The sequence below is a fragment of the Mucilaginibacter sp. OK283 genome (genome assembly GCF_900110415.1).
In the GTDB taxonomy this organism is placed as follows: Bacteria; Bacteroidota; Bacteroidia; order Sphingobacteriales; family Sphingobacteriaceae; genus Mucilaginibacter.
In genome coordinates this window covers 510,355-526,915 of sequence record NZ_FODR01000001.1, presented here as the reverse complement: position 1 = coordinate 526,915, position 16,561 = coordinate 510,355, and the positions used below count along the sequence as shown (strand labels likewise).

The 16,561-nt window shown below is 43.1% G+C and carries 6 protein-coding genes; 1 reads left to right on the top strand and 5 read right to left on the bottom strand.

Annotated features, from left to right (window positions below; translation table 11 throughout):
• Positions 1-505: 505 nt before the first annotated feature.
• Positions 506-3,715, bottom strand: coding sequence for a glycoside hydrolase family 2 TIM barrel-domain containing protein (locus tag BMX56_RS02250; RefSeq protein WP_218152365.1), 3,210 nt, complete (start codon positions 3,713-3,715; stop codon positions 506-508).
• A gap of 297 nt (positions 3,716-4,012) precedes the next feature.
• Here BMX56_RS02250 and BMX56_RS02240 point away from each other — a divergent pair, with 297 nt between their 5' ends.
• Positions 4,013-8,191 (top strand): hybrid sensor histidine kinase/response regulator transcription factor, encoded by a 4,179-nt coding sequence (locus tag BMX56_RS02240; RefSeq protein WP_090639982.1) that lies wholly within the window; start codon positions 4,013-4,015, stop codon positions 8,189-8,191.
• Between the two features lie 204 nt (positions 8,192-8,395).
• On the opposite strand, the gene BMX56_RS02235 is transcribed toward BMX56_RS02240, so the two are convergent.
• From BMX56_RS02235 to BMX56_RS02220, 4 genes are all read right to left on the bottom strand, one after another.
• Complete coding sequence (locus tag BMX56_RS02235; protein WP_090639973.1) at positions 8,396-9,997, bottom strand: glycoside hydrolase family 76 protein; 1,602 nt, start codon at positions 9,995-9,997, stop codon at positions 8,396-8,398.
• Positions 9,998-10,369: 372 nt separating this feature from the next.
• Positions 10,370-11,347: a discoidin domain-containing protein gene (locus BMX56_RS02230; RefSeq protein ID WP_090639969.1), complete on the bottom strand. Its 978-nt coding sequence runs from the start codon at positions 11,345-11,347 to the stop codon at positions 10,370-10,372.
• A 29-nt stretch (positions 11,348-11,376) separates the two neighbouring features.
• Positions 11,377-13,167, bottom strand: a complete 1,791-nt coding sequence (locus tag BMX56_RS02225) for a RagB/SusD family nutrient uptake outer membrane protein (protein WP_090639965.1) — start codon at positions 13,165-13,167, stop codon at positions 11,377-11,379.
• Between the two features lie 26 nt (positions 13,168-13,193).
• The gene (locus BMX56_RS02220) at positions 13,194-16,508 is read right to left on the bottom strand and encodes a TonB-dependent receptor (RefSeq protein ID WP_177183687.1); all 3,315 of its coding nucleotides are present in this window, start codon (positions 16,506-16,508) and stop codon (positions 13,194-13,196) included.
• Between the last annotated feature and the right edge of the window lie 53 nt (positions 16,509-16,561).

Below are 16,561 nucleotides of genomic sequence, written 5' to 3'. Positions count from 1 at the left end.
ATGCAAGGCAAAGCGCACCAAAGTTCTCTCCTTTCCCCCTGCGGGGTAAAGGGTTTTAAGAATCTATAAAAATCTATCCTACTAATAATACTGAAATCTACAGTTAACGGCTAAAATCTTGACAATAAAGCAGCCAATTAAATTGCCAACAAGATGATTAGGCAAATTAAAAATACGTGCGGATGTTTTAGCCCATACACGCTAACAACTCATATCATTTTTAAGATTGATGCAGTTAGACCTTGTTTTTGTTAAAATAATATGAGTTCGGGATAAGAAAAAGGATAATTGGGGTAGAGTTTAAATTTATAAGTGTTTAAATGTCAATAAGATATAAACCCCATCAACTCCTAAGCAATTCTTAAACCCTTATATCGAACTCACGTTAACTTAATAGCATCGCAAAGGCCCTCGATAGCTACTGCCAATTATTCAGCAAAGCGGGGAGCAAATGATGATATTTGCTCCCCGCTTTTGCGTTATTTTAAACTATTTAATCAGGATCTTATTTTTTACTGAATAACTGAATTTGGTAGCTGAAGCTGGTATCTTTTGCATATACCCTGTACTGTTCCAGCGGACGCGGACCACAGCCATATGAGCCAACGCCCAACGTTTTATTACTTACGCATAATACTGTGCCTTTACTTTTTGGCAAATCTATCTTGTACTCCACGTCTGTCATTTCTTCATCACTGTATGGCAGTGCGGTTACCTGGAACAGCTCACCGGTTTGTTTAACGGCTATTCCGGTACCTTTAGCAGTGCTCACATTAGCCCACCTTACATCTTCATGGTTGCCACAATCCATCGGTTTTTCATATGGGGTTTGCTGCTGCGTTATGGTACTTAAGTAATGGCCTACATCAAACCCACTCTTCCTGTCGGCATAGTTTTCCATTGGGCCGCGGCCAAAATATTCAAATCGATCCAGGTTCTGTTTCAGGAAAAAACGTACACCCAACCTGGCCAGCACCAGTTTAGGGTCGGCATTAAAACTCACGTTATTGTCAGCTTTAATTATGCCGTTACCATTTATAGTATAGGTTACCTGGTGACGAACAATAAAATCATGTTTACCTGTTCCCGTAAGGTTTACCTTTATTTCAACCTGGCCGGCAGAAAGCCGGGTAACTTTTACCAGGTCAGTTTTCCAGCTGATCTCTTTCAGGCCATATTTAACCCAATCGTCATAAGCCCACATATCGTCCTTACGGTGAGGCGCACGCCACAGGTGCAACATAGGGCCGCCATTGTCCTGCAAAACGTTTTGGCCGTCTTTCTCCATCTTCGAAAAAGTGCCTTTTTCCTTGTCAAACTCCAGGCTAAAACCATCACCTTTTAACCTGATATTATTACCGGCATCTGATAAAGTTAGTTTACCTGTTGCAGGTTGTGTTTTAACAGCCGGGATACCTATAGGCAGTTCCAATTGCTGTGCCGCAACCTCAAATCCCTTTTTTGCCCACATTTTATCGGTAGCCAAGCTAAACGAAACCCTCAGGAAATATTCTGCTCCGGGTTTAGGTGTAACATTATAGGGAACCTTTACATCAAGCTCTTCACCCGGCTTAATCTCCTTAAGCGCTAAATGGCCCAACGATACAATTGTACCATTTTCAGTTACTTCCCATTTGGCGGTTAAGCCGTTCAGGTTAATAAACTGGTAGCGGTTTTTAATGGTAACCAAACCGTTCTTCAGATCTTTCGGATGAATGCTGATCCACTGGTATGCATGTTTTAACTCGGGATAGTGCGGTTTTAATGATCTATCCGAAAACACAACGCCTTTATGTATAAAATACTGATCATTCGGGTATTCGCCAAAACCTCCTCCAAAAGCAGTAATTGGGTGCTTCGGGTCCCGGTTGTTGTAGATACCCTGATCCTGCCATTCCCAAATAGCGCCCCCTAACAATTGCGGATATTTGTCAAACAAATCGTTATAAATATCAACTGAACCCATAGAATTGAACATAGCATGCGCATACTCGCACAAGTAAAATGGCTTGGTTAAGGTTTGATCATTTGCGTGCTTTTCCAGGTTCTCCACATCGGTATACATTTCGCTGTCCATATCGGCAGGGTTATTTTTACCAATACCAAAACCCTGGTAGTGCGTTGGACGCGTGTCGTCAATGCCTTTGATCACTTTCAGTATCGCCCTGAAATTTGAGCCGCCGCTACCGCATTCGTTACCTAACGACCAGATAATAACCGAAGGATGGTTTTTGAAATTCTCTACATTGGCAACGTTCCTATCAATCAGTGCGGCTTTTATCCTGGGCTCCTCATTAAATTCATCCCATGCACCATGACTTTCCAAATTGGCCTCGGCAACAAGGTAAATTCCGTACTGATCGCACAATTCATACCACCTTGGGTCGTCAGAATAGTGGCAGGTGCGCACGTGGTTACAATTGGCTTGTTTAATGAGCACAATATCCCTTATCATTTGCTCCTCGGTAACCGCATGGCCATCATTCGGCCAGTTTTCATGACGATTTACCCCCTTTAGTTTAATTGGCACTCCGTTAACCAGGAACAAGCGGCCCCTGATTTCAATATTCCTGAAACCGGTACGTGACGATATGGTTTCTACGGTGTTAACGCCCTCATTTATTTTCACAACTGTAGTGTAAAGCTTTGGTGTTTCGGCAGTCCATTTTTGCGGGTTGTTTACATGGAAACTTGTTTCAACCGTTACTTCCTCACCGGGCTTTAAAGCCGGGATAGCTTTTTTGGCGATTGCGCCCGGTACAGCTACGGCGCCGTTGTATAAAGCAACGTCCAATAAACGAGCTTTAACCGGCGCGGTTCCGTAGTTTTTTATTTTGGCCGATACCAGTATATCGGCATCTTTATATTGTTTATCAAGATTGGTTTTTACAAAATAATCCCTGATATGTTCCTGCGGACTGCTCCACAGCGTTACATTCCTGAATATACCGCTTAAACGCCACATATCCTGATCTTCAAGGTAACTTCCTGTAGTAAAGCGGTAAACTTCAACAGCTAAAGTATTTTTCCCTGGTTTAACGTATTTAGTCAGATCAAACTCGGCGGCGTTACGGCTGTTTACACTATAGCCCACTTTTTTGCCGTTTACCCAAATAAAGAAACCGGCATCAACGCCATCGAAGGTTATAAAAATACGGCGGCCGTTCCATTCAGCGGGCACGGTAAAATCACGGCGGTAGCTGCCTACCGGGTTCCTTTCTTTGTAGGCAGTATATTTTACAGGCGGAGTGCTCATCACTCTCGGAAAATCTTTTTGGAAGATATAGGTATAGTTGCTGTAGTAAGGTGTACCGTACCCCTCTACCTGCCAGTTTGATGGTACTTTGATGTCTTTCCAGCCGGATACATCGTAGCCTGGTTTATAAAAATCGACAGGACGTTTTTGTGGCCAGTCAACCCAGTTAAATTTCCACAAACCGTTCAGGCTGCGGCTAAAAGAAGATGCATGCCTGTTTGCAGCCAATGCCTCTTTTAATGAAGCATAGGGCATAAGCGTGGCATGGCTTGCCTCTTTGTTGATGCCAATATTCTCGGGGTCTTCTATCTCTTTTGGAACTGAGGCAGTATCTGATTTCGAAAGGCCATTATCCGGCTGCTGCTGAAAGCCTGAGCTTATTTTATAACTAAAAACAAACACAACGATCAATAAAACCAGGGCAAATTGTTTATTAAATGGAGATTGGTACATGGGCATTTATAATAGTTTAAATAGGTTAAGCTTTGTATATTGATTAAGGGCAAAGAAATATAAATTTCATGCTTCAAAATTGTCATTATATGCATATTTATTGTCACATGATACATTTCAGAGTGGATGCTTTCAATTATCCGGCATATAAAATCATTTTTGCGAATAGAATATTTCTGTACGTAAAAAACTGCTGCAAAGGCCGTAAATTCGGGCGATAACATAAAATCAATTATTATAACAGGCACCCTTTTGCCTGCCGAACAAAATGTACTTTGCATTAGCTGGTAAACTGAGTAATAAATGAATGTAAACAACCTGTTTTGGTTAAATAAGCATACGTGTGTAAAGGCCCTGTTACTTATTTTTTGCTATTGCCTGTTACTGCATAGGGCCTTTGGCCAGGCATACCCTTATAAATTCAATTATCTTACTGTTGATGAAGGCTTGTCACATACCGACGCCAACGATATTTTGCAGGATAAGCGGGGCTATATTTGGATTGCCACTCATTTCGGGCTCGACAGGTTTGACGGCTACACGATTAAAAAGTTTTACAATGTCAACGAGCCCCTTAATAACTCCTTCAAAAACCGCATCAAGTGCCTATATGCCGAAGACAATGGCAATATATGGCTCGGCACCGAAGGGGGTATACAATGCTTTGACCCCAAAACAGAAAAGTACCTTGATTTCAGCGAGGCAAACAAGCGATACATCCCCACTTTTGATAAGATGTTTAAACCGGTCGGCAACCGGATATACGGCTTTATGGGCGATCGGCTAAAACTGTATCAGATCGAAGACAATATTCTTACGGAGCAAAAGCTAAATTTGCCATCTGGGGTAGTATTTTCAGATATAACATGTGATAAAGACGGCCTTTTTTACCTAACCAGTAATAAAGGCCTTTGGACACTTGATAAAAACAATCATTTTAAAAATCTGCCAATAACAGCCCTGCCAGATCAGCAACTCCATTGTATTTATTTTGATAACCGGAACCATATTTTGTTAGGATCAGGCAATAAACTATTCATGGTAGGTATCGGTGCAAAAAATTCCGCGCAGGTTAAAAGTTTAACTTTTGTTAAACAATACACTACGGTAAACAAAGACCAGATTTGGAATATTGCAGAAGCAGGCACTTCTGATTACTGGCTGAATACCGGCGCTGACCTGATCAGGCTTGATGTTAACCTAAACCTGTTACAGGTAGTGAATAATAAAGGCCCGCAGCGAGGCTTAAACTCCAACTCGCTTAACAAAATACTTATCGACCGGAGCGAATGTTTGTGGATCTGTACTTTCGGCGGCGGCTTAAACTACTGCGATCTTCACGAAAAACTATTCTATACACTGCAACATAACGCCGAGGCTAAAAATTCACTGGCGGACAATCATATCCGGTCTGTACTGGCCGACGGCGACAGGCTGTGGATAGGCACTACATCCCACGGCCTCAACCTTTATAATTTAAAAACGCAAACATTTACTTATTACAATACTTACAACTCGCCCGTAAAATTAAAGAACGATGCGATAACAGCGCTGACGCTTGATAACGATCATAATTTATGGATAGGCAGCGCACGTGGCATCCTGGTTTTAAAGCACAATGGCACAACGCTTTGGCAACCCCGCTCCTCCGATAAATTCCCGGATTATGTGATAGATACCTTTACCAAAGATTATTATGGAAACATTTGGTTTGGTAACCACCGGGATAGGTGTGGGGTAGTTTGGAAAGATGAGAAAAACTATTATCATGTAAAATACTATGGGGTTGGCTTTTTTATATTTGCTGATACCAATAAACCTCAATTACTTATATCCAGCACGCAGGGCTTAAAACGCCTGCTGGTTGATAAACAAGGAAATATAACCCAAAGCTTTGAGTACAGGGCATCAGCAAAACCAAACGCATTAAGCTCAGATTATACTTACCCCATAGTTAAACAAGACGACAGCAACTATTGGATAGGCACCATCGGCGGTGGGCTCGATAAACTCACTATAAATACAGGCACCAACACATTTTCCATTAAAACCTATGCCGGTGACTATGGTATTTTTAATGATGTAGAAAGCATGGAAATTGACAATGCCGGAAACTTATGGATGGGCGGCAACGGGCTTGAGTGCTTTAACCCTACAACCGGCAAACTGATTAGGTATGATAAAAATGACGGATTGCAGGGCAACAGCTTTAAGGTAGGATCATCATATAAAGGTACCGACGGCCGGCTGTATTTCGGGGGTATAAACGGCCTCAATTATTTCTATCCCGACCAAATTAAACCCAACAGCATTGCCGCAAAACCTGTATTAACCGACATTTTAATTAATAATAAAAAACCAGACTATGGAAAACCAGGCATATCACAGGATTTCATTCCCAAGGCTATCGGTTATTGCAATAAACTGACACTCAATTACCTGCAAAATAATTTCCAGATCTTTTTTTCGTCCATGCATTTTGCCAATCCTTTAAAATGCAGATATCGCTATAAATTAATTGGTTATGATAAAGACTGGAAATACACTGACGGAAAAACGCCTTCAGCCGCCTACAGCAACCTTGATTATAGCAGTTATCGCCTTATAGTTGAGGCCACCAATAATGACGGCATATGGAGCAAAAACCGGGTTGAAACCGATATCGCTATAACCCCGCCCTGGTGGAAATCGGGTTTTGCAAATGTGATTTACATTTTGTTGATACTATCAGCCCTTGCCGGTATTTACATATACCAGGCCCGCTGGTACCGCCTTAAAAGGGAAATTGAAGTTAACGCCATAAATGAAAAAAAACGGGAAGAAATGCACAAACAACGCGAAGAACTTTACCAGCAGCAACTAATGTTCTTCACCAATGTATCGCATGAGTTTCGTACGCCTTTAACCCTGATACTTGGGCCGCTTGAAAGTTTGATGGGCCAGAACAAAAACCCGGCATTGGATTATTCATATCAACTCATGTTCAGGAATGCTAAACGGCTTATCAACCTCATTAGCGAGCTCATGAACTTTAAGAAAGTGTCTGACAGCATTATAAAGCTACAGGTGCAGCCGCTGATTGTGAACCAGTTTTGTAAGGATATGGCCTGGGAATTTCAGAATTTGTCGGTTAGCAAAAGCATCCGCTTTGAAATGACCGATCATACCGAAAACCAGGTATCGCCCGTAACAGGCTATTTTGACGTGCAGATATTAGAAAAAATCCTCTTCAACCTTTTAAATAACTCGTTTAAGTATACGAATAGCGGCGGCAAGGTATCGTTCGATATTTTTTTTGATATGGATAAATTCAAACCGGCTTTTAATACCGGCTTTGAGCTGTTGAATAAAGATCACCGGGCAAAAAAATACATCTATTTTTGCGTAGCCGATACCGGAATAGGTATCTCCGGTGAATCTATCACCCGCATTTTTGACCGTTATTATCGTATAAGCAAAAATCATTTGGGCTCGGGCGTGGGTTTAGCGATGGTTAAAAGCCTTACTCAATTACATAAGGGAGATATTTACGTTTATAGCGAACGTTACAGGGGCACCGAAATCATTATTGGCATACCCTGGGGCGGTGAAAACTATAATGAGGCCGAAAAATCAGTTTCCAGCACCGAGGTGGAAACCCGACTTGAAGCGATAGATAACGCCATGGCGCTGCCTTTACCCGAACAGGAAAATAATGATGAACGTTCTGTTTCAAAAATGAGAAAACGCATTTTATTAGTTGAAGATAACCAGGAACTGCGAACCTTTTTAAAAACGGCCTTTGAAAACTACTACGAAGTTTATGAAGCAGGGGATGGTAACTCGGCTGTTGAAATAGCAACCGAAAAGGTGCCGGATATGATCATCAGCGATGTAATGATGCCCGGCATGAATGGCATTGAACTTTGTAAACTTGTGAAAGAGAAGTTTGAAACAAGCCACATTCCTTTTATAATTCTATCGGCTAAGGATGCTTTAGATGCTAAAATTGAAGGCATGGAATCGGGTGCCGATTTTTATTTTGCCAAACCACTCAGTGTTGATCTTTTGTTGCTAACCGTTAATAATATTTTTGATCAAAGTGAAAAACTGAAACAACGTTACGTCAAGGACTATCTTTCGGAAGCAACAGAGCTTGTACATTTGGAAAAAGACAAGGAATTTTTTCAGAAGCTTATCGCATTGATAGAAAATAACATACAGGACCCTAACCTTGACGTCGACTTTTTATGCAAGCATTTATATTTAAGCCGAACCAAACTATATCAAAAAATCAAAAGCATTTCCGATCAATCAGTAGGTGATTTTATTCGCACTATACGGTTAAAGAAAGCCGTGCAGATTATGACACACGAAGATATTACCATGAACGAGGTAGCCGATAGGATAGGCTTGCAAAGTAATTCGAATTTTTCGAGGGCATTTAAAAAAGAATACGGTAAATCGCCAATGCAATTTATGCAATCATTAAAAAAAAGCTAAGCTGGTTTGTGGCCTGTTGCATTTACCTTATAAATTTTATTTATTGGCTAAAATAAACAAGATAATTGAAGCAAAACCAAAGGTTTTAGCCAAAATGCCGGTTGAGCATTGAGACCAAAGCCTGGAGTTATTATTTTATCATTGCTACAACGCCAACGGCAGCTACCCCCCGTCTTTTTAAAAGTAGCGTCCCCGCAATAGATACTATTGCAGCTTCCAGCGCTGGGCAGCCCCACCATTCCAGCCCCACTGTACCAGTTTGTAGCCGTTTACCGATGAACTTGAATTATCAAGCACACCACTGCTTGCCTGGTTCCATATTTTGTAAGAGCCGTCAGATTGCTTATCAACCCACCAACGCTGATTGGTATTTCGGCTTGATGGATATTGAATAAGCTGCAAGCCGTTGGTAGTAGCTCCTCCCGGTACATCCAGGGCCATCCAGCTGTATTGGCTGATGATGTTCCATGAACTATCTTCGTTTTGGGTAAAATTCCATTTTTGGCTAAGCCCGCTATTTAAGCCCCACAGCACAATACCCGTTCCGCTGCCACTCTGGCTGGCGTTATCAACAGCTATGCCATTTTGATTACTTACAATAAAATGTGTACCGGCAATATCGTCGGGTATTGTGGCCGGCGTATATTGTAGCCATGCTACTGCACTTGCAAACTTGCTTGTTGCCAAACTATTATCAACCGGCGTTTGCTGATCCCAACCGTTCCAGGTGATATTATAATCGGTACGGCGGTGGCTCCAGATGGAGGTGGCATTTTGTAGCATCCAGGCATGGTAAGTGCTCCACATGCGGTTATCTCTCACAAAGTGCCCCACCCCCCGGGCAAATTCGTCGTCCCAGGTATTGAGGTAACTGGCGCTGTTGGTAATAATACCGTTGGTGGTCATGTTATTTTTAACATAATCAATAGTGCGTTTGGCATCGTTGTAATAATTTATGTTGCCGGTAATCTGATAAAGTAAATTGGCATAGTCAACAAATGTACCCTGGTTATAAACCGCCAAACCCTGGTTAACAACGTTATCACGATCTATACCTGTATATACCTGGCCTGTGGCTGAATTATATATGTGATGCCATACCCAATCATAAATCTGTATAGCTTTATCCAGATATGCCTGCTCGTGAGTACTCTGATAAATATAGCAAGCTACTTTCCCCAAACTGTTATTTGAAAGCGCCTCTTTACTTATCGACTCGCCGGCAGGTGTCATATCGGGTTGCTGCTCCCAAATGCCGCCTCCGTTATATTGTGTGTCCCAGCCACGGTTGTAGGCCATATTAAAACCATACTTGGCCTGGGTAAAAAAATTAGCGGTACCGGTAATTTGGTAGCCGCGTATCAGCGCAAGCGAAAACCAACCTATATCATCGTTCCAGCCGTCCCAGGTCCAGGGTGGAGGTGTGTTTTGCAGCCAGGTGCTACACAGGTTATTTACTAATGTTTTATGTGTGGTGCTACCGGTACGTTCATAAGCGTCCTCGGCAACCAAAATATCTAACGATGCTACCCAGGTGCCATCAGCGGCAACATCATTAATTGATTTTTTGTAATACGTTTGTCCACCTGAGTTTACTAAAAATGCGCTGTTAAACGCATTAAAAGCTGCATCGGCATTGCCTGAGTTTGCTGAACTAAAATGAACTTCATGCTTTGAATCTGCCGTTGCTTGTTTTGCCTGCGGGGCTTCTGTTTTTTTACAGGCCGGGAACATGAGCATTACGCCCGCAGTAAGCGGGATTAGGCCCCGCATGACATTGCGGTTGTTTAAATGATCTTTCTTCATAAGATTGTTTTTATAGATTGTTTAAAATTGGATTGGTTATAATAGGGCATATGGGTTGAGGTATTTGGATATGGTGGCCTGGGCAGCTGTCTCGCCTATATTGCCTGCTTTATAGGGGGGGGGTAATACTATTGTTTTTCTTAATTGCAGAAATCATTGCGATGAAAAATAATGGCAACAGCACAGCGCTACCTGGGTTTCCCAGGTAAAAAACATGTTTTTGATGTGGCGTTGTGCGTAAATTAAATTTCTGTTAACAAGCGCCAACCCTGGCATTTTTTGTTGTGGGCAGAAATGGGCTTTGTTACTAAACTTAAAACGGTAAACCCTATAGGTGGGCTATTTATTTTCCACCTATAGGGTTTCATTTTTTTAAAAGGCATTTAACTCCGCTATCTGGGTGTAAGATGCATTATAGGAAGAATTAACCGACACTTTAAAGTAACGGGCGTTTTTGAATCCGTTAGGCAAAAATTGCTTTTGCAGGTCCTTATTATTCAACAGATTAAATGTACCTGCGTCAACCCAGGCAACATTATCCAGGCTTACCTGTATATTAACCTCGTTGGGCTTACCGCCGCCATCGCCCTGCCTGCCTACAAATGACAGGCCGTGCAGCGTTTTAACCTCCTTCATATCAATAACTAAAAAATGGGGCGGCCCGGGCGATCCTCCCGACCACTGCGTGTGCCAAAAAGTGCCTGTATTGCCGTCGAGCGCAAAAATTGCCCGGCCATTATTAGGTCCTTCGCCATTAGCTTCCTGCGAAGAAAAGCCAATGATGGCCCAGTTGGCGCGGTCATAATTGGGGTAATCGTTAAAATCGGGCTGGGCTTTCAGGATGTAATAGGTAGTACGCAGGGCCTCATTTACTTTTACAGTGGTATTGGTAATACTAACAGGTAAAATATAAGTTTTTAACGCATCCATTGCTCCCGCCCCACTGGTTTTTACGCTGATAGTTAGAGGAGTGGTTGTAACCATACCTTTAGGGATAATGGCAGATGTTGCAGATAGCGTGTAGCTATCGGCGGGTAACAGCGGGTAGTGCGTATTATTAACCATGTTAAAAGTATCTGCTTTGGTTTGTATTACCGCAAAACCAACGGGGATATCGCTGCCCGGGAAATCCTGCCCTCCAAAACCGGCGCCATAAATAAGCGCCTGGGCCGTATCTGTTATTTTAAAGGTTTTAACTACCGGGCCATTTACCGCTTCGGGCATATATACACGGCTATAGCTTTCTACCGGCTGACTTGGCAATACTACATTATCCTTACAGCTCATTAAAAACATGCATTGTACTATACATGCCAGGCCAATGAATTTTAATATTTTTTTAGTTGTCATAACTTTTGTATTAAAAAATTAATGCGTTATTACCATCCGGGGTTTTGAACAATAAGCTTTGATCGATCCATATCATATTGGCTTATCGGGAACCAATACGAAGCCGGTGCCCTGAAAAGATGTTTGCTGACAACTGTACGTTTATAAAAGTCGTCGCCATCTTTGTTCATGTTCATACCATGCATATCGCCCATAACCTGCGATGCTATTTTCCAACGGCGGATATCAAACCAGCGCAATGCTTCAAAGGCCAGTTCAACACGGCGCTCCTGCCAGATGCGGGCGCGCATATCTGCCTGACTTGGAGGCAAAGGCAGGGCTGCTGTGCCATATTGCGGCACCCCCGCTCTTTCCCTAATCAGGTTTAGGTATTTAACAATATCAGGGCTGCCGGGGCTAACTTCATTTAATGCCTCGGCATAGTTAAGGTAAACCTCGCCAAGCCTAAAGAGTGCCAGCGGACGTGCCTGTTGGGCGCCGTTACCACCAGAACCCGAATTGGTTTGCGTGCCTACATTTTTGCGTACCAGGTACCCCGTTTTTGTAAAATCAGTTGGGTGACCGTTTTTGCTGTTTGGCCCACTCACAAAAAAGCTGATTGGCGACGCCGATTGCATATTGCCACCCTGAAAAACGCTGTTATTATAGGTTACCGAAGCATAAAAACGGGGTTCGCGGTTCACATACATATTATAAATTTGTACGCCGTTAACCGTAGTATAGCCTGTTTCCGAATACAACGACGATTCCTGGATAGTTTTGCCATCGCTCATAAAATAGGCATCTACCTGCTCCTGCGTTACACCTATACCATCCCAGCCCCCGGCTTGCCTTGGCATGCAATGCGTATCCCAGTTGGGCAGGCTATTGGCTTTCCGGTTAAATATTTGCTCCGAGTTCCACTGTTGTAAAAACACACCCTGGTATGATTTTACAGGGTTACCGCCAGGATCTTTATATAACTGATATAACCCCAGGTCAATAACCGCTTTAGCGGCATCAGCCGCCTTTTTCCATTTTTGCACATCATAGCTTTGGTTAATAAATGGCTTGCCATCCGCAGTTTTAAATGAGGCATAATCTGTATTGCCGTTGTATAAGGGGCTGGCAGCGTATAATAGCAGCCTTGCTTTTACGGCCAATGCCATACCAACCGTAGCACGCCCATATTGAACATCGCTTGCCTGCCCGTTATTTGAAGGTACAAGTGGCAGTACCGAAGCTGCTTTATCCAATTCGCTGCTTACATAATTTACACAATCATCATATGTACTACGGGGTAGCTGCATATCTGCGGCGCTGGCATCGGCAGGGATTTCCTTTTCGCCCACCAGTACTACCGGGCCATACTGGCGCATCAACAGAAAGTAGTAATAGGCCCGTAAAAATCTTGCTTCGGCTTTATACTGATCAATCAGTTGCTGTCCGTTCAGGGCCAGGATCTCGACATTACCATCAATATGGTTAAGGAAATATGTAGCCGCCCTAATACCGCTGTAATAATAACCCCACCTGTCAAATATGGCGTTACTGGCGCCAATGTTACCAATATTGAGATCGTAAATAATATATTTTGACCATGTTACGTCAATTTCATCGGCATTGCCCATCCAGGGGTTTTGTGTCCACTGTTCTGATTGATCGTCTACATAGCTGTATATATTAGCCAGGTACTGCTCTGATGGTCCCTTTTTTTGAAACACTTGCTCGATGGTAACACGGTCATTGGGCACCTGATCAAGATATTTTTTACAGCCACTGCTAAAAAGCAATACAACCGTTAACATTACAGCACTGTATTTTATGATAGTATTTTTCATAATTAATTATAATTGAATGATCACGATTATTTAAATGTGCATTTAATGCCCAGGTTATATGTTTTCAGTAAAGGATACTGTGCCCCTCTGCCGTCACCCAACTCTACATCCCAAAGCTTAAATCCACTTACAGTGAGCAAATTGTAGCCTATAAAATATAGGCTTAGGTTTGACATGCCCGTACGGCGCAGCCATTGTGAGCGGGCAAAATCGTAGCTTAACTGTAAGGTTTGCAGGCGCATAAAGGCGCCATTTTTTACCCACCAGGTACTATTTGCATAATTCATATTATCGTTACCATAAGTAAGGCGTGGATAAAAAGGCCGCGGGTTAGTGCTGCCAGACGTCCATCGGTCGGTGATTTGGGTAAGCAGGTTCCCGCGTTCGCCGCCCTGGCTAAACGGCTGCAGGCCGTCGCCATTTAGCGAAACATCTACATTACTGATACCTTTAAACCAGCCGGCAATAGCAAAGCCTTTATAACTAATGGTTGGCCCAAAGCCATAAACAATTTCAGGAATGCTGCCGTAACCTATCGGGCCCTGATCAAAATTATCTATCTTACCATCGCCGTTAAGGTCTTTATATTTAATATCACCCGCCTTGTTTGTTCCGGTTTGATAAGGGCTATTGGCTACGTCGGCATCGCTTTGAAAAAGACCAAGGTCGGTATATCCAAAACGCTGACCCAGTTTACGACCTATCCGCTGCTGCCAGGGGTATGGCCAGGGTGCGTTGGCATCATTTATTACCTTTGCCCTGTTCCATGTAAAATTGCCCCGGAAACCTAATTGCCAGTCGGTATTTATCCGCTTATTAATGTCGAGCGTGGCGTCGATACCCCGATTATGTACTTCGCCAAGATTGGCATAAGGCAAAGTTCTGATACCGGTATAGGTTGGCACATCGCCGCGCTGGCGAAAAATACCTGTGCGATTTTCCTGGAAAACATCGGCAGTTAAAGAAACGGCATTATCCAATGTTTTAAGTTCAATGCCAAAATTTTGTTTTTTTGCCTTTTCCCAGGTCACACTTACTGCGTAATCGCCAATGTCAAGCCCGCCGATGTTTTGGTCTGTACCATTTTGACCGTAGGAGTAACCACCGTTACCGCCTCCTACTGTCGAGATGTAGGCAAAGCGTCGGCCGCCAATGTTACTATTACCCACCACACCATATGAATACCTGAGTTTCAAAAACTGAAAGGTACCAGCCAGCGGCTTAAAAAAAGACTCCTCTGATATTACCCAACCAAGGCCAAATGAAGGAAAAAATCCAAACCTGTGGTCGGGTGCAAAAGTTTCAGAACCATTGTAGCCAAAATTTGCTTCGGCCAGGTACTTATTATTGTAAGCGTAGGTTACACGCCCTGCAAGCCCCATATAACGATATGGTATCGAACTAATAAAATCGTTTGCAAAGGCATCCTCTTTATCCGATTGATTGTATAGTATCAGCCCCGAAACGGCATGTTTGCCAAATGTGTTGGTGTAATTAATTGCAGCCTCTGTATAAAACTGGCGCGTACCACCATTGCTCCTGGAATAACCAAGAAAACTTGTGCCGACAGATGTTTTATCGAGCAATAGCTTTCCATTGGCATCACGCCCGGTAGCCAGGTAGCCATCAACGGTTTTTGTACGGCTGATGATGTGCGTGTTGTAATTATCAAAAGAATACATAGCCGTAGCCGAGAGGCCCTTAAGGATAGTGCCTAAATCCTGGGTTACCCTGATATTGCTCCACAACTGACTCCTGAATTCGTTTACATACCCACTTTGAGTAAGCAGGTTATAAGGATTGAGCACATCGCCGGTTCGGATTTGCGAATGCAAACCGTTTGAATATACCGGTGGAATTACTATTGGCGGCATAATATAGGCCGAACTCCAGATGGCGTCAACAGAACTTCCGGGGTAATTACCATTGCTTATCCATCCCGAAGCGCCAAAATCTACTTTGGTTGATTTAGTTACATTCAATGTAAGGTTTGATGTAAAGTTATACCTGTCAAACTTAATGGCCGAGTTATAGTTGGCCAGTTGATCTGTTTTGTACAAGCCGTTTTCGTTGTAATAACCAACAGACAGATAATACTGCGCGTTTTCGGATCCTCCGTTGGCATTAACCCTGGCCCGACGGTTTTGGCCCGTTTTGTTAAACAAAATTTTAAACCAATCCACATTGGGATAAAGGTCGGGGTCGGTACCGTCGGCTGTTTTCTGGATACGATCGGCAGAATATTTAGGCAGGGCATCACCGGGGTTACTGCTTTTGTAAGCTTCGTTGGCCATTTGCATATAGGTAACGCCATCGGCAAACGAAGGTATTTTTGTAAATTCGGTAATTCCCTGGTCATATTGGGCATTTATGGTTGGTTTGCCTACTTTACCTTTTTTGGTTTGGATAAGGATAACACCGTTTGCGCCACGTACGCCGTATACAGCCGTTGCCGATGCATCCTTAAGGATGCTAAAACTGCCAATGTCTTCAGGATCTACGTTAGACAGTTCCCGCTCAACACCATCAACCAACACCAGGGGGCTGCTGCTTGTGAATGTAGATATGCCCCTGATGTAGATTTCGGCATTGTCATATCCTGGCTGGCCGCTACGCTGCACACCGATAACCCCGGCAACACGGCCGGCAATCAAATCGGATAGATTAGCAACAGGCTGCTTCAATTCTTCGGCCTTTATGGTGCTTATTGCACCAATCAGGCTTACTTTTTTTTGCTGTCCGTACCCTACCACTACTACATCGTTAAGGCCGGTTGACGTTTCTTTAAGGGTTACATTAATTTGTTTGGCATTATTAACAGGAACCTCCTGCGTGGCGTAACCTATAAATGTAAAAACAAGTGTGCCGCTTCCATCGGGCACCCTAATAATATAGGTACCATCTCCACGGGTTGAGGTAACCGTTGTACCGTCTTTCAGCTTTACAGTTACGCCTGGCAGCGCTAAACCTTTTTCGTCAACAACCTTGCCGGTAACAGTTATGGGTAACACTTGGCTGCCGGCGCCCTGAGCGGGCATTTCGCCACTTGCTTTTCTTTTAACTACAATCATATTTTGAACAATTTCATAGCTTAAAGCCTGCTGCGAAAAGCATTGATCAAGCACTTTTATAAGTGGCTGATTTACGACGATTAAGCTAACAGGCCTGGCCTCTTTAAGCATCTGATTGTCGTACACAAACTCCACCCCGCTTTGGCGGTGCAGTTGTTTAAACACAGCCAGCAGAGAAGCATCCTTCACTTTCAGACTTATGTTTTGCGAATAAGTAGCGGCGCTTACCTGAAGCAATGCCGTTACCAATAAAACAAAGGAGAGTTTCATTATCAGCAAAAATTTTAATAGGATACGGGAATCCCTTTTGCACGGGAATGCAA